The organism is Aquabacterium sp. A7-Y (genome assembly GCF_026153205.1).
Classification (GTDB): Bacteria; Pseudomonadota; Gammaproteobacteria; order Burkholderiales; family Burkholderiaceae_C; genus Caldimonas.
Map to the genome: position 1 here is coordinate 169,567 of NZ_JAPFBW010000005.1, position 16,872 is coordinate 186,438.

Below are 16,872 nucleotides of genomic sequence, written 5' to 3' on the forward strand. Positions count from 1 at the left end.
TCGTGCCGGCCGGGCAGGCCTTCAGGCCTGCCGCGGGCGCCGGCTTACATCCAGTAGACGACGACGTAGAGGCCCAGCCACACGACGTCGACGAAGTGCCAGTACCAGGCCGCGCCTTCGAAACCGAAGTGGCGCTCGGCCGTGAAGTGGCCCTTTTGCAGGCGCAGCGTGATGAACAGCAGCATCAGCATGCCGACAAACACGTGGAAGCCGTGGAAGCCCGTCAGCATGAAGAAGGTCGAGCCGAAGATGCCCGAGCTGAGCTTCAGGTTGAGGTCCTGGATGGCGTGGGCGTATTCATAACCCTGCAGTCCCAGGAACACGATGCCGAGGATCACCGTCAGCCACATGAAGCCGATGGTCTTGCCGCGGTGGCCTTCACGCAGCGCATGGTGGGCGATGGTCAGCGTGACGCCGGAGGTCAGCAGCAGCGCGGTGTTGATGGTCGGGATGGGCCAGGGACCGACGGTCTGGAAGGGCTCGACGATGCCGGCGGGCGAGCCGGTGATGCCGGGCATCTCGCTGGGCCAGATGGCCTTGAAGTCGGGCCACAGGATCTGGTGCTCCAGGTTGGCCAGCGAGGGCAGCGTGAAGGTGCGGGCCCAGAACAGCGCGCCGAAGAAGGCACCGAAAAACATCACCTCGGAGAAGATGAACCAGGCCATGCTCCAGCGGTAGGACACGTCGATGCGATCGCTGTACAGGCCGCCTTCGCTCTCGCGGATTGCATCGCCGAACCACTGGAACAGGATGAAGGCCCACCAGAGCAGACCGAACAGCAGGGAGTAGGCTCCCCACTGGTGGCCGTTGACCCACTGGCCCGCGCCCAGGATCACGAAAAACAGCCCGAAGGCGGCCATCGCCGGGTGCCGCGAGGGGCTGGGCACAAAGTAGTAAGGCGTTGCGCCGTGATGTGTCGCTGCCGACATGTTTTCTCCTAAAACCTGAACTGCTGTTCTCTAATGCTTTTGAAGCTCGCCTGCCCGCCGCTGCCGGCTCAGGCCGCCACCCCGCTGCCGATGACCCAGCGCACCAGCAGCACCAGCGCGATCACGAACACCGCCGCGCCCAGCAGGCCGGCAATGATGAGGTGCAGCGGGTTCAGCTGGCCCACGTCCTTCTCGTAGTCGGACGACTTGCGCACCCCGAAAAACGACCACGCCACCGCCTTCAGCGTCTGCAGGAAGGAGCCCTTGCGGCGCACCGCGGACTTCAGGTCCTCGCCGGGCCGCTGCTGCTCGTTCATACCGCAGGCTCCATGCGCCCTGGCGTCGCGGCGGCGTGCCCCGCGGGCGCGGCCGGCACCTTGCCGCCCACCTCGAAGAAGGTGTAGGACAGCGTGATGGTGGTCACGTCCTTCGGGAGCTTGGGATCGACCACGAACACCACCGGCCAGTTTTTCACCTCGCCAGGCTGCAGCGTGTACTCGTTGAAGCAGAAGCACTCCAGCTTGTTGAAGTGCGACATCGCCTGCTTGGGCGCGTAGCTGGGGATGGCCTGGGCCGCCATCGCGCGGTTCTGCACGTTCCTGAACTCGTACATCACCGTGGTCATCTCGCCGGGGTGCACCGTCAGCGAGCGCACCGCGGGCTTGAAGTCCCAGGGGCCGCGCACATTGGCGTCGAACTCGATCGTGATGCGGCGTGAGGTGTCGATCTGGGTGTTCGCCCCGGCGCCGTGCGACATGCCGGGCAGCAGGCGCTCGCTGCGCGACAGCACGTTGATGCCCAGCGCCGTGCAGATGGCGTTGTACATCGGCACCAGCGCGTAGCCGAAGGCGCCCATCAGGGCCGCCACGACCACCAGCTTGCCCAGCATGCGCAGGTTGTCGCTGCGCACTCCGGGGTCTTGCCGCTGCTTGTCGCTCATGGCTCGGGTCGCTGCGCTTCAGCCGCCGAAATACACCATGCGGACGATGAAACCGACGAAAAAGGCCAGCACCACCGACACCAGGATCAAGGCCAGGCGCAGGTTCTGCTTCTTTTTCTCTTCGGTCGTCATCGTCGGCTCCGTCGTGCGCCCGGCCTCAGCCGATCACCTTGGTGGCGTTGGCGTTCAGCTTGGGCGGGTTCTCGAAGGTGTGGAAGGGCGCCGGCGACGGCACTTCCCACTCCAGGCCTTCGGCGCCCTCCCAGGGAAGGGTCGCGGCCTTCTCACCCTTGCCGCGCATCGCGGGCAGCACCACAAACAGGAAGAAGTACACCTGCGACAGGCCGAAGCCGAAGGCACCCACCGAGGCCCACATGTTGAAGTCGGCGAACTGCATCGGGTAGTCGGCATAACGACGCGGCATGCCGGCCAGGCCCAGGAAGTGCATCGGGAAGAAGGTCACGTTGAAGGTGATCAGCGAGGCCCAGAAGTGGAACTTGCCGCGCGCCTCCGAGTACATGACCCCGGTCCACTTCGGCACCCAGTAGTAGAAGCCGGCGAACAGCGCGAACAGCGACCCCGCCACCAGCACGTAGTGGAAGTGCGCCACCACGTAGTAGGTGTCCTGCAGCTGGATGTCGATCGGCGCGACCGACAGGATCAGCCCAGTGAAGCCGCCCATCGTGAACACGAAGATGAAGCCCACCGCGAACAGCATCGGCGTCTCGAAGGTCATCGAGCCGCGCCACATCGTCGCGATCCAGTTGAAGATCTTCACGCCCGTGGGCACCGCGATCAGCATGGTCGCGTACATGAAAAACAGCTGGCCGGTCACCGGCATGCCGGTGGTGAACATGTGGTGGGCCCACACGATGAAGGACAGGATCGCGATCGAGCCGGTCGCGTACACCATCGAGGTGTAGCCGAACAGGCGCTTGCGCGCGAAGGCCGGCACGATCTGGCTGATGATGCCGAAGGCCGGCAGGATCATGATGTAGACCTCGGGGTGCCCGAAGAACCAGAAGATGTGCTGGTACATGATCGGGTCGCCGCCGCCGGCCGGGTTGAAGAAGCTGGTGCCGAAGTGGCGGTCGGTCAGCGTCATCGTGATTGCACCCGCCAGCACCGGCATCACGGCGATCAGCAGGTAGGCCGTGATCAGCCAGGTCCAGGCGAACATCGGCATCTTCATCAGCGTCATGCCGGGTGCGCGCATGTTGAGCACCGTGACGATGATGTTGATCGAGCCCATGATGGAGCTGGCGCCCAGGATGTGCATCGCGAAGATGCCGGCGTCCATCGACGGGCCCATCTGCAGGGTCAGCGGGGCGTACAGCGTCCAGCCGGCGGCGGGCGCGCCGCCGGGCATGAAGAAGGACGCCACCAGCATGATGGCCGCGGGGATCATCAGCCAGAAGCTGAAGTTGTTCATCCGCGCGAAGGCCATGTCCGAGGCGCCGATCTGCAGCGGCAGCATCCAGTTCGCGAAGCCGACGAAGGCCGGCATGATCGCGCCGAACACCATGATCAGACCGTGCATGGTCGTGAACTGGTTGAACAGCTCGGGGTTGACCAGCTGCAGGCCGGGCTGGAACAGCTCGGCGCGGATCAGCAGCGCCAGGATGCCGCCGACCATCAGCATGGTGAAGCTGAACAGCAGGTAGAGCGTTCCGATGTCCTTGTGGTTGGTCGCGAACACCCAGCGGCGCCAGCCGTGGGGGTGGTCATGCGCGTGGTCGTGGCCGTGGTCGCCCGCAGCGTGACCGTGTGGGTCGAGGACTGCACTCATGTCGGTTCCTTTTTCAATTCTGCCCGGGCTTACTTGCGGGCTGCGACGATTTCAGACGGCTGCACCAGCTGGCCGGTCTTGTTCGTCCACGCGTTTTTCGTGTAGGTGATCACAGCGGCGATGTCGGTGTCCGACAGCTGCTTCCACGCCGGCATCGCACCGTTGGCGGCACCGTGCAGCACGATCGCGATCTGTTTGGCCTTGTCGGCGTCCTGCACCACCGGCGAGCCGGCCAGCGGCTTGATCGGGCCGGCCCCGGTGCCGTCGGGCTTGTGGCAGGCCGCGCAGTTGGCGGTGTAGACCTGCTGACCGCGGGCCGACAGATCGGCCAGCTGCCACACCTTGTTCGGATCGTCGGCCCTGGCGGCCATTTCCTTCTTTTTGCCCTCCGCCCAGGCGGTGTACTCGGCGTCCGAGACCACCTTGACGTGGATGGGCATGTAAGCGTGCTCCTTGCCGCACAGCTCGGCGCACTGGCCGTAGTAGTCGCCCACCTTCTCGGCGCGGAACCAGGTGTCGCGCACGAAGCCGGGGATCGCGTCCTGCTTGACGCCGAAGGCCGGCACCATCCAGGCGTGGATCACGTCATTGGCGGTCGTGACGATGCGAATCTTCTTGTTCACCGGCACCACCAGCGGGTTGTCCACGCGCAGCAAGTAGTCGTCGCCGGCCGGCGTGCCGGCGTCTGACAGCTCGCGCTGCGCGTTGTCCAGCGTCGACAGGAAGGAGATGCCCTCGCCTTCGCCCTTCAGGTAGTCGTAGCCCCACTTCCACTGGTAGCCGGTGGCCTTGATGGTGAGGTCCGCGTTGGTGGTGTCCTTCATGGCGACCACCGCCTTGGTGGCCGGCAAGGCCATCAGGATCACGATGATGAAGGGCACCACGGTCCAGGCGATCTCGACCTTGACGCTCTCGTGGAAGTTGGCCGACTTGGCGCCCCTGGACTTGCGGTGCTTGATCAGCGAGTAGAACAGCACGCCGAACACCGCGATGAAGATCGCGACGCAGATCCACAGCATCATCTGGTGGAGAAACTGCTGCTCGGCGGCAATCTTGGTGACCGGCGGATGCAAGTCCGTCTGGCGCACCGCGGGGCCGCCGGGCAGGTCGTTGACCGCCATCGCGCACGTGGTGGCCAGGGCCGCCCCCAACCCGAGGCTCAGTTGCCCCGCTTTGTGCCAAAGAGCTTTCAAGGTCTTCATCGTGGTCACTTCAGTTTCAAACTCTCTATCAACGACGTCGCGGCGGCCTCCGCCTGCCACTGCAGGGCGGGTTCACGGCGCAACGCGATGCGCAATTCCTCGGCCAGGCGTGGGCGCAGTTCAGGACGCAGATGCCGCCCGATCGCGACGCTGCGGCCCTGGCCGCTCAGCAGCACCAGGTCGCCGCTGCCGTGCCGCGGCCCTATCCTCACCCAGGCCGGCGTGAACTCCACGCACTCCAGCCGTGTGCCGACGCGGCGCTCGATACGCAGGCAGCCGGCACTCAGCTCGATCCGCTCGCGATCCGCGGCATGCCTCGCATACAGCCACACGGCCAGCATCAGCGCGATCACCTCGACCCAGGCAAAAGGCATCACCATCGGAGCGCCCAGCACCCAGAAGAAGCCGGCGATACCGAGGGACAGCGTGCACAGCGAGCCGATCACCGCTACCAGCTGCCGCGGCGACATGGAGCAGTTGCGCTTCAGCACCCATTCCATGCCCCAGCCGCCGTCGCGCCGGACCAGCCTGCCGAGCTGCGCGGGATCCGATAAAGGAGGCACGGGGGACGGATTACTTGCCATCTGAGCCCTCCCCCTCCGAGCCGTTGCCACCCTAGCCCTTGCTATCCGTGCTTCTGCTCCCAACACCTGAGCCAGGCAACTCCGTGGCGCCGTCGCGTTGCCGCGACCCGAGACGACTGCAGAACCTGCCCAACCAAACCGACGGATTTTAGCCCAGCGCAAAGATCGGTCACAACGGGCGTCAGGCAGATCCCTAAGGGACCGTGGATTGTGGTATCGGAGGGGCTTACAGGCTGCCTGGCGCGCGGCGGCAAGCCGACCCGCCTCAGCGCGGCTTGCCGCTGCGCATCATGGAACGCATGTCGGCCAGCGAGACGCGTGTCTCGTCCGCCACCCGGGCCCGCGGCACGGCCTTGAAGGCATGCCCGTAGATGATCTCGAAACGCATCGCGATGCGCCCGCCGCCCCCCTGCAGCGCCTGGCCCAGCGCACGCTTCCAGCGCGGCGTGCGCAAGCCGGGGTGGCGCTGCGGATGGGTGTTGCGGCCCAGCGTGCGCAACTCCTGCAGCAATGCATCGGCCGAGTCCCAGGTCAGTGTGAGCGGCTCCATGTCCATCACCGGGTCGGCGAAACCGGCGTGCACCAGCATGTCGCCCAGGTCGTGCATGTCGATGAAGGCCGGCGTCGCCGGGCCCCAGCCGTGACGCTCGTAGACCGTGCGCAGTTCGCGCAGCGTGTCGGGCCCGAGGCAGGAAAACATCAGGAAGCCGTCGACCGCGAGCGCCCGCTGCCAGCGCGCCAGCTGCGCGGGCGGGTCGGGCGCCCAATGCAGCATCATGTTGGCCCACAACAGCTCGGCGCCGGCGCCTTCGCCCGCCTCGGCCTCGGTCATCGCCGCGTGCGCCGGGCCGCGCCAGCGCGATGGCGACCACCAGGGGGTGCGCAGGGCCTCGGCGGCCCGCGCGGCAGCGGCCTCGCCCGGTTCCACGGCGACCACTCGGGCGGCCGGATAGTGCTCGCGCAGCAGCGCCAGCGAACCGCCCTGGACGCTCCACCAGTCGAGCACCTCGCGCGGCGTGCGCTTGACGATCGCCAGCCGCTCGCCCATGCGCCGCGCCACCTCGGTATGCAGCCAGGGCGCGCTGTCCGGCAGGCGGCGCTGCCAGGCCTGCAGCGCGGCGGGATCGTGGAGGAGGGGGGGGTCGGGGGCACGGACATGGCCGGCAGTATATTGAGCGCCATGCCCCTGCGCCTGCCGCTCCTTGCCGGCCTTGCCGCGGCCTTGCCCAGCCTGTGCGCGGTCTGCCGTGCCTGGCAGTCGCGGCGGGTCTGCGCCGACTGCGTCGCGCGTTACTCACGGGCAGCGCCGCGCTGCGGACGCTGCGCCGCGCAGGTGCCGGCCGGCGTGAGCCGCTGCGGCGCCTGCCTGAAACACCCGCCGGCCTTTGACCACACGGTCGCCGCCCTCCCCCATGCCTATCCCTGGCACCGGCTGGTCGCGGCGCTGAAGTTCGAGGCCGCGCTCGACCTGGTGGGGCCGCTGGGCGAGCGCCTGCTGTGCGCGCTGCAGACGGACGGCGCCGGGCCGGCGCCGGCGCGCCCGCTGCCCGATCTGATCCTGCCCACCCCGCTGTCGCGACAACGCCTCGCGCAACGCGGCTACAACCCGTCCTGGCAGATCGCCCGCTGGCTGGCCGCCCGCCTGCAGCTGCCGGCGCGCGCGGACCTGCTGCTGCGCCACCGCGACACCCTGCCGCAGCTGAGCTTGCCGCCGCGCCGGCGTGTCGCCAATGTGCGGGGCGCCTTCGAGGCAAGCGCGGCAGCCCGCCCGGTGCTGCAAGGCCGCCAGGTCGCGCTGGTGGACGACGTGATGACGACCGGCGCCACCGCGGGCGAGATGGCCCGGGTGCTCAAGGCGGCGGGTGCTGCCGGTGTGCAGCTGTGGGTGGTGACGCGCACCGCGTTGGAGGACGGTCGGCGCGCGCCACGCGCTCGGGAATAATCCGGCCGATGTTCCGTATCGTCCTCGTCGAACCCGAAATCCCGCCCAACACCGGCAACGTGATCCGGCTGGCGGCCAACACCGGCTGCGAACTGCACCTCATCGAGCCGCTCGGCTTTTCGATGGAAGACCGCCTGATGCGCCGCGCCGGGCTGGATTACCACGAGTACGCCGAGGTGCGGCGGCACGCGAGCTGGCCGGCCTTCCTCGAGGCGCAGGCACCCGACACGACCCGCCTGTTCGCCTTCACGACGCGCGGCAGCCGGCCCTTTGCCGACGTCGCCTGGCGGCCGGGCGACTGGCTGGTGTTCGGCGCCGAGACACGCGGGCTGGCGCCGCAGCTGCGCGAGAGTTTCCGGGCCGAGCAGCGCGTGCGGCTGCCGATGCGCCCGGGACAGCGCAGCCTCAACCTCTCCAACAGCGTCGCCGTCGCGGTGTTCGAAGCCTGGCGGCAGAACGGCTACACGGGCGGCGCCTGAAGGCGGGCGGTGCCGCGCTTCACTCCGGCTGGACGCCGGCTGCCTTGATCACGCGTCCCCAGCTGTCGCGCTCGCTTTTCATCAGCGTCGCGAGCGCCTCGGGCGCGGTGCCCGCCGCGCTGAAGTAGTGGCCCAGCATGCGCGCACGCACCTCGTCGCTCTTGATAATGCGCACCAGCTCGCCGCTCAGGCGCTCGACGATGGCGCGCGGCGTGCCGGCCGGCGCCAGCACTGCCTGCCACGAGACCGCCTCGAAGCCCGGGTAGCCGAGTTCGACGAAGGTCGGCAGCTCGGGCAGCGCGCTGCTGCGGCCCAGCGTGGTGACGCCCAGCGCCTTGAGCTTGCCCGCGCGGACCTGCCCCATCGCGATGCCCGGCACCATGAAGGCCGCCTGGACCTCGCCCGAGAGCAGGGAGCCGACGATTTGCGGGAACCCCTGGAAGGGCACGTGTTTCAGGTCCAGCCCGGCACGCGCCTTGAAGGACTCCATGGCCAGGTGCGAGGCGCTGCCCTTGCCGACCGAACCGTAGTTGAGCTGGCCGGGCCGGGCCTTGGCGACGCGCACGAACTCGGCCAGCGAGGCCGCGCCCAGCTGCGGCGACACCACCAGCACGTTGGGGCTGGTCGCCACCAGGCTCACCGGCGCCAGCTCCTTCACGGGGTCGTAGGGCAGGCTGTTGCTGAGCAGCGGCGCCGTGACCAGCGGGCCCTGGATGGTGAAAAGGAAGGTGTAGCCGTCGGGCGCGGCCTTGGCCACCAGCCCGGTGCCGATGTTGCCGCCGGCGCCGGCACGGTTCTCGACCACGATGGTCTGGCCGAGCGCCGCGCCCAGCGGCTCGGCGATCACGCGGGCGATCAGGTCGGGCGAGCTGCCGGGCGGGAAAGGCACCAGCAGCTTGACCGGTCGCGCCGGCCAGGCCTGCGCACCTGCGGGGGCGGCGAGCGCGGCCACCGAGGTGGCGGCGAGGGAACAGAGGATCTGGCGGCGTTTCATCGGGGGGTACTTCCAGAAAGCGGCCGCCCGCGGCGGCCGGCGGGACGGGACGGGCTCACCACTCGGGGCGTGCGCCGCGGCCCATCAGTTGTTCGAGGGCCTGCACCGGCGTCAGTGCACCCTCGATGACCTGCACCACGGCATGCGTGATCGGCATCTCGACGCCGCAGGCGCGGGCCCGGCGCAGCACGGTCGAGGCGCTGTAGACACCCTCGGCCACGTGCCCCAGCTCCTGCAGGATCTGCGGCAGCGGCTTGCCCTCGGCGAGCTTGAGGCCCACCTGGCGGTTGCGCGACAGTTCGCCGGTGGCGGTGAGCACCAGGTCGCCGAGGCCGCTCAGGCCCATGAAGGTCTCGGCGCGCGCCTGCAGCGCCAGGCCCAGGCGGGTGATCTCCGCCAGGCCGCGCGTGATCAGCGCGGCGCGCGCGTTGTACCCGGCCTGCATGCCGTCGGCGATGCCGGTGGCGATGGCCAGCACGTTCTTGACCGCGCCGCCGACCTCCACGCCCACCGGGTCGGCGCTGGTGTAGATGCGCAGCGACTCGCTATGGAAAGCCTCGACGGCACTCTCGCGCAGCGCCGCGTCGGCGCTGGCGGCGACCAGCGCGGTGGGCTGGCCGCGCGCCACCTCGAGCGCAAAGCTGGGGCCGGACAGCACGCCGGCGCGCGCCTGCGGCCGCACCTCGCGGGCCACCTCGTGGCCAAGCAGGCCGGTACCGGCCTCGAAACCCTTGCAAAGCCACCACACCCGGACCTGCTCGGGCAGCAGCGACAGGGTCGCGCGCAGCGCCGCCATCGGTGTGGCGACGACCACCATGCCATCGCGCGCATACGCGAGTGCTGCGCCCAGGTCGGCGCTGATCTCGAGCGCCCCCGGGAGCTCGACTTCGGGCAGGTAGCGGGCATTGCGGCGCCCGCTGCGCATTTGCTCGGCCTGGGCCGCGTCGCGGGCCCACAGCAGGGTCGGGTGACGGGGCGCGGTGCTGATGGCCAGCGCCGTGCCCCAGGCGCCAGCCCCCAGGACAGTCAGGTTCATCCGCGGCGCAGGAACTTCAGGCCTTGGTGATGATCTGCGAAGCGCCGTTGCCGGCCTGGGCCTGCTGCTGTTGCTGCTGCGCTTCGTACATGGCCTGGAAGTTGACCTCGGCCAGGTGCACCGGCGGGAAGCCGGCACGGCTGATCACGTCGGCAACCACGGCGCGCAGGTAGGGATAGACGATCTGCGGGCAGGCGATGCCGATGATGGGGCTCAGCTGGTCTTCGGGGATGTTGCGGATCTCGAAGATGCCGGCCTGCTTGGCCTCGACCAGGAACAGGGTCTTGTCCTTGATCTTGGTGTGCACGGTGGCGACCACCGCGACTTCATAGATGCCGTCGGCCACCGGCTGGGCTTCCAGGCCCAGGTTGATGTCGACCTGCGGCTGCTCCTGCTCCAGCAGGATCTGCGGCGAGTTGGGCTGCTCCAGCGACAGGTCCTTCACGTAGACGCGCTGGATCTGGAACACGGGATTGCTTGCTTGTTCGGCCATGGTGTGTCGTCTTCCTCAAACGAAAAGCCCGCAACCGAAAGTGGTGCGGGCTGCAATCGAGCATTATGGCCGAGGCGCCCCGCGGCCGGCTGCAAGGTGTATCCGGCGCGGGGGGGCGCCGCCCCTCGCGAGGACGGTCGCCGGTATGCGGCCAGGGGGTCGGCTCAGGCGGCGTCGCCGTTGAGCAGCGGCATCAGACCGCCACGCTGGTCGAGCGCGATCAGGTCGTCGCAGCCGCCGACGTGGGTGTCGCCAATGAAGATCTGCGGCACCGTGCGGCGCCCGGTCAGGTTGATCATGTGATCGCGTTCCCCCGGGTTGAGGTCGATGCGGATTTCCTCGATGTCACCGACGCCGCGCTGCTTGAGCAGCATCTTGGCGCGCTGGCAGTACGGACACACCTGGGTCGTGTACATCTTCACAGCTTGCATGCGCAGTCCTTCAGTCTGAGTGCGAAGAAAACAGTCAGGACGCCGACTTCTCGATCGGCAGATTGGCTTCACGCCAGGCGGCCAGGCCGCCCGCCAGCGGGACGACCTTCTGATAGCCGAGTTTCTGCAGCGTAGCGACGCCACGCGAAGCGCGTGCACCGGTCGCACAAACCAGGATCAGCGGGAGGGCCTTGTTCGACGGCAGCTCCTTGCCGGCCGACTCCAGGCTAGCCAGCGGAACGTTGCGCGAACCGGCGACATGGGCCACGGCGTACTCCTTGGGCTCGCTGATGTCGACCACCACCGCCTTCTCGCGGTTCATCATCTGCACCGCCTGCCCAGGCGTGACGCCGCCTCCGCGTGCGCCACGGCCCACCGAGGGCCAAAGCAGCAGGCCGCCGGAGACGAGGGCTGCGAGGATGAGGTACCAGTTGTCGATCAGGAAGTTCACTTTGGAAGGGCCCAGCCGGTTGAAGAGGGTCTGTAACGGGCCTGGATTATAGAATTTCAGGCTTTGCATCTCTGGTCCAACGGACCGGCGCGGCACCGAGATCCTTCTTTCCTGCCTGGAGACCCGCATGTACAAGCTCGTCCTCATCCGTCACGGTGAGTCCACCTGGAACCTTGAAAACCGCTTCACCGGCTGGACCGACGTCGAACTCACGCCCACCGGCGTGGAGCAGGCCAAGGAGGCGGGCCGGCTGCTCAAGGCCGAGGGCTACGACTTCGACCTGGCCTACACCTCGGTGCTCAAGCGCGCCATCTGGACCCTGTGGCACGCCCTCGACCAGATGGACCGCACCTGGCTGCCGGTGGTCCATTCCTGGCGCCTGAACGAACGCCATTACGGCGGGCTGCAGGGCCTGAACAAAGCCGAGACGGCCAAGAAGTACGGCGACGAACAGGTGCTGGTCTGGCGCCGCAGCTACGACACGCCGCCGCCCCCGCTGGAGGCGAACGACCCGCGCAGCGAACGCGGCGACCCGCGGTATGCCAAGCTCAAGCCCGAGGACATCCCGCTGACCGAGTGCCTGAAGGACACGGTGGCCCGCGTGCTGCCGTTCTGGAGCGAGTCCATCGGCCCGGCCATCAAGGCCGGCAAGCGCGTGCTGGTGGCGGCCCACGGCAACAGCATCCGCGCGCTGGTGAAGTACCTGGACAACATCTCGGACGACGACATCGTCGGCCTGAACATTCCCAACGGCATCCCGCTGGTCTACGAACTGGATGCCGACCTCAAGCCCATCCGCCACTACTACCTGGGCGATGCCGAAGCCGCTGCCGCAGCCGCGGCAGCGGTCGCCAAGCAAGGCAAGACGGCTTAAAGGCTGCGCGCTCCCCTGCTCCGGCCGCCTCCTGAGCGCTCGCGGCAGGGGCGGCCGGGGCGCGGCTCCTCAGGGCAGCAGCCCTGCCGCGATCTTCTCGCGCACTTGCTCGGACAGCACCCGCCGCTCCGCCCCGGCCGTGCCTTCGGCCGGCAGCAGCCGCACCCGCACGACCAGGCCCTCGGCGGTCAGGACCTGCCACAAAGAGCTCACCAGGTTGGTGTCGCCCACATAGGCGGCCGCGGGACTCACCGCGTGTCCTGCATCGCTGTAGCGCAGCGCGACGGGCTGCACCGGCGTCGCGGTGGCGATCGCCGCCTGCAGCAAGTTGGCATGGAAAGGCAGCACGTGCCGGCCATCGGAGGTCGTGCCTTCGGGGAAGACGGCGACCGTGTCACCCGCCTGCAGCGCCTCGGCCACCTGGTGCACGACGCGCAAGGCGTCGCGCCGGCGTTCGCGCTCGATGTAGAGCGTGTCGGCCGCATCGACCAGCCGGTTCAGCAGCGGCCAGCGCTTGACCTCGGACTTGGAGACGAAACGTGCCGGCGACACCGCGTTGATCGCGACGATGTCAAGCCAGGAGACGTGGTTGGCGACATACAGCTTGGCACCCGGATGCGGCTGGCCGTCGACCCGCAGCCCGACACCCGCCAGCGCGAGCAGGCGCTGAGACCAGCGCAGCACGTGGCCGCGCCGGCCGGCCGCGTCCAGCCCGCCGAACAGCAGCAGCACGATGGCCAGACCACGCAGGACATGCAGCACGACCCGGCAGAGCCGCCAGGCCGCGAGAACGGCAGACTTCACTGCGGGCTGCTCTCAGGCCGCCGCGTCGCGGGCTTCGAAGGCGACCTGGCCGGCCACCACGGTCCAGCGCACCCGCCCCGGCAGCTCGTAGCCGGTGAAAGGCGTGTGTTTGCCCTGGCTCTGCAGCATCGCCGGCGCCACCTGCCAGCGCGCCCCGGGATCGAACAGGCAGAGGTCGGCAACGCCGCCCTCCACGAGCCGGCCCGTGCTGGAGGCGAGCGAGCCCAGCGCCTCGCCAATCACGCGCACCGGCTCGCTGGTGAGCACCGCGAGCGAACGCAGCAGGCCCACCCCGGTGTCCTGACCCCACTTGAGCGACAGACTCAACAGCAGCTCCAGCCCGGTGGCGCCGGGTTCGGCTTCGCCGAACGGCAGCGTCTTGGCGTCCTCGTCGACCGGCGTGTGGTCGCTGACCAGTGCATCGACCGTGCCGTCGGCCAGCGCAGCCCGGATCGCGTCGCGGTCGCGCTGCTGGCGCAGCGGCGGGTTCAGGCGCATGTCGGCATTGAAGTAGCCGATGTCGAGGTCGGTCAGGTGCAGGTGGTTGACACTGACGTCGCAGCTCACGGGCAGGCCTTCGTCCTTGGCGGCGCGCACCAGCTTGAGGCCGGCGGCGCTGCTGAGGCGGCACAGATGCACCCGCGCGCCGGTCGCGCGCATCAGCTCGAAGATGGTGTGCAAGGCGATGGTCTCGGCGGTCACCGGGACACCCGACAGGCCCAGGCGGGTCGCCACCGCGCCGCTGGCGGCCACGCCCTGCCCGAGGTGCGGGTCCTGGGGGCGCAGCCAGACCGTGTAGCCGAAGGTGGCCGCGTACTGGAGCGCGCGCTGCAGCACCTGGGTGTTGGCCAGCGGCACCTCGGCCTGCGAGAAGCCCACGCAGCCGGCCTCGGTCAGCTCGGCCATCTCGGTCAGCGACTCGCCCTTGAGGCCGCGCGTCAGCGCGCCCAGCGGGTACAGGCGCGACTGGTTGAGGTTGCGGGCGCGGAACTTGAGCATCTCCACCAGACCCGGCTCGTCGAGCGCCGGGTCGGTGTCGGGCGGGCACACCAGGCTGGTGACGCCGCCGGCCACCGCCGCGGCCATCTCGCTCTCCAGCATGCCCTCGTGCTCATAGCCGGGCTCCCGCAGGCGGGCCGCCAGGTCCACCAGGCCCGGGGCCACGACCAGGCCGGTGGCGTCCAGGCTGCGATCGGCCTGGAAGTCGGGGCTCACCGAGCCGATCGTGACGATACGCCCGGCGGCGATGGCGACATCGGCAGCGCCATCGCGGCCGGTCGCGGGGTCGACCAGTCGGCCGTTCTTGATCAGGATCTTCATAAACTCGTCAGGCCTCGTTACCCGCGATGATGGACATCACCGCCATGCGCACCGCGATGCCGAAGGTCACCTGCGGCAGGATCACGCTCTGCTTGCCGTCGGCCACCGCCGAGTCGATCTCGACGCCGCGGTTGATCGGCCCCGGGTGCATCACGATGGCATCCGGCTTGGCCAGCGCCAGTTTCTCGGGCGTGAGGCCGAAGTTCTTGAAAAACTCGCCCGCCGAGGGCAGCAGGGCCCCGTTCATGCGCTCGTTCTGCAGTCGCAGCATGATGACGACGTCGGCGTCGCGGATGCCTTCCTTCATGTCGTGGCAGACGCGCACGCCCATCTCCTTGAGGTCGCCGGGGACCAGGGTCTTGGGGCCCACCACCCGCACCTCGGGCACGCCCAGGGTGGTCAGCGCATGGATGTCCGAGCGCGCCACGCGGGAGTGCACGATGTCGCCGACGATGGCCACGGTCAGCCGGGTGAAGTCCTTCTTGAAATGCCGGATCGTGTACATGTCCAGCAGACCCTGCGTCGGGTGCGCATGGCGGCCGTCGCCGGCGTTGACGACGTGCACGTGCGGCGCGCAGTGCTGGGCGATCAGGTAGGGCGCGCCCGACTCGCTGTGGCGCACCACGAACATGTCGGCGTGCATCGCGCTGAGGTTGGCGATGGTGTCGAGCAGGCTTTCGCCCTTGGCCGTGGAGGAGCGCGCGATGTCGAGATTGAGCACGTCGGCGCTGAGGCGCTTGGCGGCGATTTCGAAGGTCGTGCGGGTGCGGGTGCTGTTTTCGAAGAAGAGGTTGAACACGCTCTTGCCGCGCAGCAGCGGCACCTTCTTGACCTCGCGCTCGTTGACGCTCAGGAAGGTCTCGGCGGTGTCGAGAATGTGGTGGATCACCGACCGGGGCAGCCCCTCGATGGACAGCAGATGGATCAGCTCGCCGTGTTTGTTGAGCTGGGGGTTGCGCTTGTAGAGCATGGAGGCCTCTTAAAGCTCTAGGGTCTTGATGTCGAAGCTGAAGCGGCCGTGCTCGTCGCGCACGAGGGACAGGCGCTGGGTACCGGGCAGCGAGACGCGGGCCGCCGAGAACGAGGGCTGGATGGGCAGTTCGCGGCCGCCGCGGTCCACCAGCACCGCCAAGGTGACGCTGGCCGGGCGGCCGAAGTCATAGAGCTCGTTGATCACCGCGCGGGTGGTGCGGCCGGTGTAGAGCACGTCGTCGATCAACAGCACGTGGCGGCCGTCCACCTCGAAAGGCAGCCGGGTGTGGTCGGCGCCGCCGGCGAGACCGCGCGAGTTGAAGTCGTCGCGGTGCAGTGCGCTGGAGATCACGCCCGGCTCGCCGTCCAGGTGCAGGTCGCGCTGCAGGCGCTCGGCCAGCCAGGCGCCGCCCGACCAGATGCCCACCAGCGCCGTGCCGGGCCGCAGCAGCGCACGCACGCCGGCTTGCAGGTCCACGTACAGCGCCTCGGCATCCAAGTGCAAGGTCGTCATGAGGAGGTCCGTTCTCTGAAGAACTGTTGAAGGATGATGCAGGCCGACACGGCATCGGCATCGCGCGCGCCGCTGCCCAGCGCCTCGGTGGTGGTGTAGCGCTCGTCGACTTCGTGCACCGGCAGCCGGAAGCGGCCGTGCAGCTGGCGTGCGAAACGCCGGGCCCGCGCGGTGTTCTCGTGGGCCGCCCCGTCGGGGTGGAACGGCACGCCGACCACCAGGGCATCGGGCTGCCATTCGGCGAGCAGCTTGGCTATGGCCGCGAAACGCGCGTCGCCCTCGGCGGCGATGGTCCGCAGGGGCTGTGCGTTGCCGGTCAGCGAGTTGCCGGTGGCGGCGCCGACACGCTTCAGGCCGAAGTCGAAGGCGAGATAGCTCCTGGGTTGCGATGTCACGACAGCACCCCGCTGGTCGGGTACGGCAAGCGCCCCTCCGAAAGGACCCGGCCTTGCTTGAGGTGCCCCGGCGCGGCCCGCGGACGAGAGCTTGGCACTGGCTGGCTCACGCGTGCCCGGCCTCCTGCGTCAACATGCTCGGGTGGATGCCCAGCAGCGCAAGCGCGCGTTCGTAGCGCCGCTCGACCGGCGTGTCGAAGATGATCTCGGGCGCCGCGGACACGGTGATCCAGCCGTTGCGGCCGATTTCCTCCTCCAGCTGGCCGGCGGTCCAGCCGCTGTAGCCCAGCGTGACGATCACCCGCCTGGGGCCGGCACCGGCCGACAGCGCTTCCAGCACGTCCTTGCTGGTGGTCATCTCCAGGCCGCCGGGGATGGCCAGCGAGGAGCTGTAGTGCTCGCCCACCGGCTCGTGCAGCACGAAGCCGCGCTCGGTCTGCACCGGACCGCCGAAGTAGACCGGGGCTTCGGCAAGGTCTTCGCGGTCGAGGCTCAGATCGACCTTCTCGAAGAGGTTGCGCAGCTTGATGTCGATGGGCTTGTTGATGACCAGCCCCAGCGCGCCCTTGTCGGTGTGCTCGCACAGGTAAACGACGGCACCCGCAAAGGTGTCGTCGGCCATGCCCGGCATGGCGATCAGGAACTGGTTGGTGAGATTGATGCTCGCAGATTCGGCCGCCATGGGCTGATTCTAGAGCCTGTCGGGGCCTCACCCCGCTGCGT

The 16,872-nt window shown here is 68.7% G+C and carries 22 protein-coding genes; 3 read left to right on the plus strand and 19 right to left on the minus strand.

Annotated elements, in window-relative coordinates; all coding sequences use genetic code 11:
• Positions 1 to 44: 44 nt before the first annotated feature.
• The 8 genes from OOT46_RS06060 to OOT46_RS06095 all read right to left on the minus strand — a co-directional run bounded on the left by OOT46_RS06060 (position 45) and on the right by OOT46_RS06095 (position 6,492).
• Entirely contained in the window at positions 45 to 929 is an 885-nt protein-coding gene (locus OOT46_RS06060; protein ID WP_265402692.1) for a cytochrome c oxidase subunit 3, read from the minus strand.
• A gap of 68 nt (positions 930 to 997) precedes the next feature.
• Positions 998 to 1,246 (minus strand): DUF2970 domain-containing protein, encoded by a 249-nt coding sequence (locus OOT46_RS06065; protein WP_265402693.1) that lies wholly within the window; start codon positions 1,244 to 1,246, stop codon positions 998 to 1,000.
• Complete coding sequence (locus OOT46_RS06070; RefSeq protein WP_265402694.1) at positions 1,243 to 1,869, minus strand: cytochrome c oxidase assembly protein; 627 nt, start codon at positions 1,867 to 1,869, stop codon at positions 1,243 to 1,245. The genes OOT46_RS06065 and OOT46_RS06070 overlap by 4 nt, the downstream gene beginning before the upstream one ends.
• An 18-nt stretch (positions 1,870 to 1,887) precedes the next feature.
• The gene (locus OOT46_RS06075; RefSeq protein ID WP_265402695.1) at positions 1,888 to 2,001 is read right to left on the minus strand and encodes a cytochrome oxidase small assembly protein; all 114 of its coding nucleotides are present in this window, start codon (positions 1,999 to 2,001) and stop codon (positions 1,888 to 1,890) included.
• Positions 2,002 to 2,026: 25 nt separating this feature from the next.
• A complete protein-coding gene (gene ctaD, locus OOT46_RS06080; RefSeq protein ID WP_265402696.1) occupies positions 2,027 to 3,658 on the minus strand; it encodes a cytochrome c oxidase subunit I in 1,632 nt (543 codons plus the stop codon).
• Between the two features lie 29 nt (positions 3,659 to 3,687).
• A complete protein-coding gene (coxB, locus tag OOT46_RS06085) occupies positions 3,688 to 4,860 on the minus strand; it encodes a cytochrome c oxidase subunit II (protein WP_265402697.1) in 1,173 nt (390 codons plus the stop codon).
• Between the two features lie 5 nt (positions 4,861 to 4,865).
• Entirely contained in the window at positions 4,866 to 5,423 is a 558-nt protein-coding gene (locus tag OOT46_RS06090; RefSeq protein WP_265402698.1) for a DUF2244 domain-containing protein, read from the minus strand.
• 286 nt (positions 5,424 to 5,709) lie between these two features.
• The gene (locus tag OOT46_RS06095; RefSeq protein ID WP_265402699.1) at positions 5,710 to 6,492 is read right to left on the minus strand and encodes a biotin synthase; all 783 of its coding nucleotides are present in this window, start codon (positions 6,490 to 6,492) and stop codon (positions 5,710 to 5,712) included.
• A gap of 132 nt (positions 6,493 to 6,624) precedes the next feature.
• Here OOT46_RS06095 and OOT46_RS06100 point away from each other — a divergent pair, with 132 nt between their 5' ends.
• Together OOT46_RS06100 and trmL are read left to right on the plus strand one after the other, a co-directional pair.
• A complete protein-coding gene (locus tag OOT46_RS06100) occupies positions 6,625 to 7,386 on the plus strand; it encodes a ComF family protein (RefSeq protein WP_265402700.1) in 762 nt (253 codons plus the stop codon).
• A gap of 8 nt (positions 7,387 to 7,394) precedes the next feature.
• Positions 7,395 to 7,865, plus strand: coding sequence for a tRNA (uridine(34)/cytosine(34)/5-carboxymethylaminomethyluridine(34)-2'-O)-methyltransferase TrmL (gene trmL, locus OOT46_RS06105; RefSeq protein WP_265402701.1), 471 nt, complete (start codon positions 7,395 to 7,397; stop codon positions 7,863 to 7,865).
• A gap of 19 nt (positions 7,866 to 7,884) precedes the next feature.
• On the opposite strand, the gene OOT46_RS06110 is transcribed toward trmL, so the two are convergent.
• The 5 genes from OOT46_RS06110 to OOT46_RS06130 form a co-directional block, all read right to left on the minus strand.
• Positions 7,885 to 8,859, minus strand: a complete 975-nt coding sequence (locus tag OOT46_RS06110; protein ID WP_265402702.1) for a Bug family tripartite tricarboxylate transporter substrate binding protein — start codon at positions 8,857 to 8,859, stop codon at positions 7,885 to 7,887.
• A gap of 55 nt (positions 8,860 to 8,914) precedes the next feature.
• Positions 8,915 to 9,895, minus strand: coding sequence for an NAD(P)H-dependent glycerol-3-phosphate dehydrogenase (locus OOT46_RS06115; protein WP_265402703.1), 981 nt, complete (start codon positions 9,893 to 9,895; stop codon positions 8,915 to 8,917).
• Between the two features lie 16 nt (positions 9,896 to 9,911).
• Positions 9,912 to 10,388, minus strand: coding sequence for a protein-export chaperone SecB (gene secB, locus OOT46_RS06120; RefSeq protein ID WP_265402704.1), 477 nt, complete (start codon positions 10,386 to 10,388; stop codon positions 9,912 to 9,914).
• 164 nt (positions 10,389 to 10,552) lie between these two features.
• Entirely contained in the window at positions 10,553 to 10,819 is a 267-nt protein-coding gene (grxC, locus tag OOT46_RS06125; protein WP_265402705.1) for a glutaredoxin 3, read from the minus strand.
• A gap of 34 nt (positions 10,820 to 10,853) precedes the next feature.
• A complete protein-coding gene (locus tag OOT46_RS06130; protein ID WP_265402771.1) occupies positions 10,854 to 11,270 on the minus strand; it encodes a rhodanese-like domain-containing protein in 417 nt (138 codons plus the stop codon).
• Between the two features lie 127 nt (positions 11,271 to 11,397).
• On the opposite strand from OOT46_RS06130, the gene gpmA reads away from it, so the two are divergent.
• Positions 11,398 to 12,144: a 2,3-diphosphoglycerate-dependent phosphoglycerate mutase gene (gpmA, locus tag OOT46_RS06135; protein ID WP_265402706.1), complete on the plus strand. Its 747-nt coding sequence runs from the start codon at positions 11,398 to 11,400 to the stop codon at positions 12,142 to 12,144.
• A 69-nt stretch (positions 12,145 to 12,213) separates the two neighbouring features.
• On the opposite strand, the gene OOT46_RS06140 is transcribed toward gpmA, so the two are convergent.
• The 6 genes from OOT46_RS06140 to OOT46_RS06165 all read right to left on the minus strand — a co-directional run bounded on the left by OOT46_RS06140 (position 12,214) and on the right by OOT46_RS06165 (position 16,831).
• On the minus strand, positions 12,214 to 12,948 hold the full coding sequence (locus OOT46_RS06140) for a lysophospholipid acyltransferase family protein (RefSeq protein ID WP_265402707.1): 735 nt from the start codon (positions 12,946 to 12,948) through the stop codon (positions 12,214 to 12,216).
• Positions 12,949 to 12,960: 12 nt separating this feature from the next.
• The gene (locus OOT46_RS06145) at positions 12,961 to 14,268 is read right to left on the minus strand and encodes a dihydroorotase (RefSeq protein ID WP_265402708.1); all 1,308 of its coding nucleotides are present in this window, start codon (positions 14,266 to 14,268) and stop codon (positions 12,961 to 12,963) included.
• 7 nt (positions 14,269 to 14,275) lie between these two features.
• Entirely contained in the window at positions 14,276 to 15,238 is a 963-nt protein-coding gene (locus tag OOT46_RS06150; protein ID WP_265402709.1) for an aspartate carbamoyltransferase catalytic subunit, read from the minus strand.
• A 9-nt stretch (positions 15,239 to 15,247) separates the two neighbouring features.
• A complete protein-coding gene (pyrR, locus tag OOT46_RS06155; RefSeq protein WP_265402710.1) occupies positions 15,248 to 15,754 on the minus strand; it encodes a bifunctional pyr operon transcriptional regulator/uracil phosphoribosyltransferase PyrR in 507 nt (168 codons plus the stop codon).
• Entirely contained in the window at positions 15,751 to 16,149 is a 399-nt protein-coding gene (gene ruvX, locus OOT46_RS06160) for a Holliday junction resolvase RuvX (protein WP_265402711.1), read from the minus strand. The genes pyrR and ruvX overlap by 4 nt, the downstream gene beginning before the upstream one ends.
• Positions 16,150 to 16,255: 106 nt before the next feature.
• Complete coding sequence (locus tag OOT46_RS06165; RefSeq protein WP_265402712.1) at positions 16,256 to 16,831, minus strand: YqgE/AlgH family protein; 576 nt, start codon at positions 16,829 to 16,831, stop codon at positions 16,256 to 16,258.
• Between the last annotated feature and the right edge of the window lie 41 nt (positions 16,832 to 16,872).

What these genes read in the sequence shown, in the direction of transcription:
- OOT46_RS06065 (WP_265402693.1), bottom strand. Translation starts at nt 1,246, where the DNA reads ATGAACGAGCAGCAGCGGCCCGGCGAGGACCTGAAGTCCGCGGTGCGC.
- OOT46_RS06100 (WP_265402700.1), top strand. Translation starts at nt 6,625, where the DNA reads ATGCCCCTGCGCCTGCCGCTCCTTGCCGGCCTTGCCGCGGCCTTGCCC.
- OOT46_RS06075 (WP_265402695.1), bottom strand. Translation starts at nt 2,001, where the DNA reads ATGACGACCGAAGAGAAAAAGAAGCAGAACCTGCGCCTGGCCTTGATC.
- trmL (WP_265402701.1), top strand. Translation starts at nt 7,395, where the DNA reads ATGTTCCGTATCGTCCTCGTCGAACCCGAAATCCCGCCCAACACCGGC.
- OOT46_RS06110 (WP_265402702.1), bottom strand. Translation starts at nt 8,859, where the DNA reads ATGAAACGCCGCCAGATCCTCTGTTCCCTCGCCGCCACCTCGGTGGCC.
- OOT46_RS06115 (WP_265402703.1), bottom strand. Translation starts at nt 9,895, where the DNA reads ATGAACCTGACTGTCCTGGGGGCTGGCGCCTGGGGCACGGCGCTGGCC.
- OOT46_RS06095 (WP_265402699.1), bottom strand. Translation starts at nt 6,492, where the DNA reads ATGGGCGAGCGGCTGGCGATCGTCAAGCGCACGCCGCGCGAGGTGCTC.
- coxB (WP_265402697.1), bottom strand. Translation starts at nt 4,860, where the DNA reads ATGAAGACCTTGAAAGCTCTTTGGCACAAAGCGGGGCAACTGAGCCTC.
- OOT46_RS06070 (WP_265402694.1), bottom strand. Translation starts at nt 1,869, where the DNA reads ATGAGCGACAAGCAGCGGCAAGACCCCGGAGTGCGCAGCGACAACCTG.
- gpmA (WP_265402706.1), top strand. Translation starts at nt 11,398, where the DNA reads ATGTACAAGCTCGTCCTCATCCGTCACGGTGAGTCCACCTGGAACCTT.
- OOT46_RS06060 (WP_265402692.1), bottom strand. Translation starts at nt 929, where the DNA reads ATGTCGGCAGCGACACATCACGGCGCAACGCCTTACTACTTTGTGCCC.
- secB (WP_265402704.1), bottom strand. Translation starts at nt 10,388, where the DNA reads ATGGCCGAACAAGCAAGCAATCCCGTGTTCCAGATCCAGCGCGTCTAC.
- OOT46_RS06145 (WP_265402708.1), bottom strand. Translation starts at nt 14,268, where the DNA reads ATGAAGATCCTGATCAAGAACGGCCGACTGGTCGACCCCGCGACCGGC.
- OOT46_RS06150 (WP_265402709.1), bottom strand. Translation starts at nt 15,238, where the DNA reads ATGCTCTACAAGCGCAACCCCCAGCTCAACAAACACGGCGAGCTGATC.
- ctaD (WP_265402696.1), bottom strand. Translation starts at nt 3,658, where the DNA reads ATGAGTGCAGTCCTCGACCCACACGGTCACGCTGCGGGCGACCACGGC.
- OOT46_RS06165 (WP_265402712.1), bottom strand. Translation starts at nt 16,831, where the DNA reads ATGGCGGCCGAATCTGCGAGCATCAATCTCACCAACCAGTTCCTGATC.
- grxC (WP_265402705.1), bottom strand. Translation starts at nt 10,819, where the DNA reads ATGCAAGCTGTGAAGATGTACACGACCCAGGTGTGTCCGTACTGCCAG.
- pyrR (WP_265402710.1), bottom strand. Translation starts at nt 15,754, where the DNA reads ATGACGACCTTGCACTTGGATGCCGAGGCGCTGTACGTGGACCTGCAA.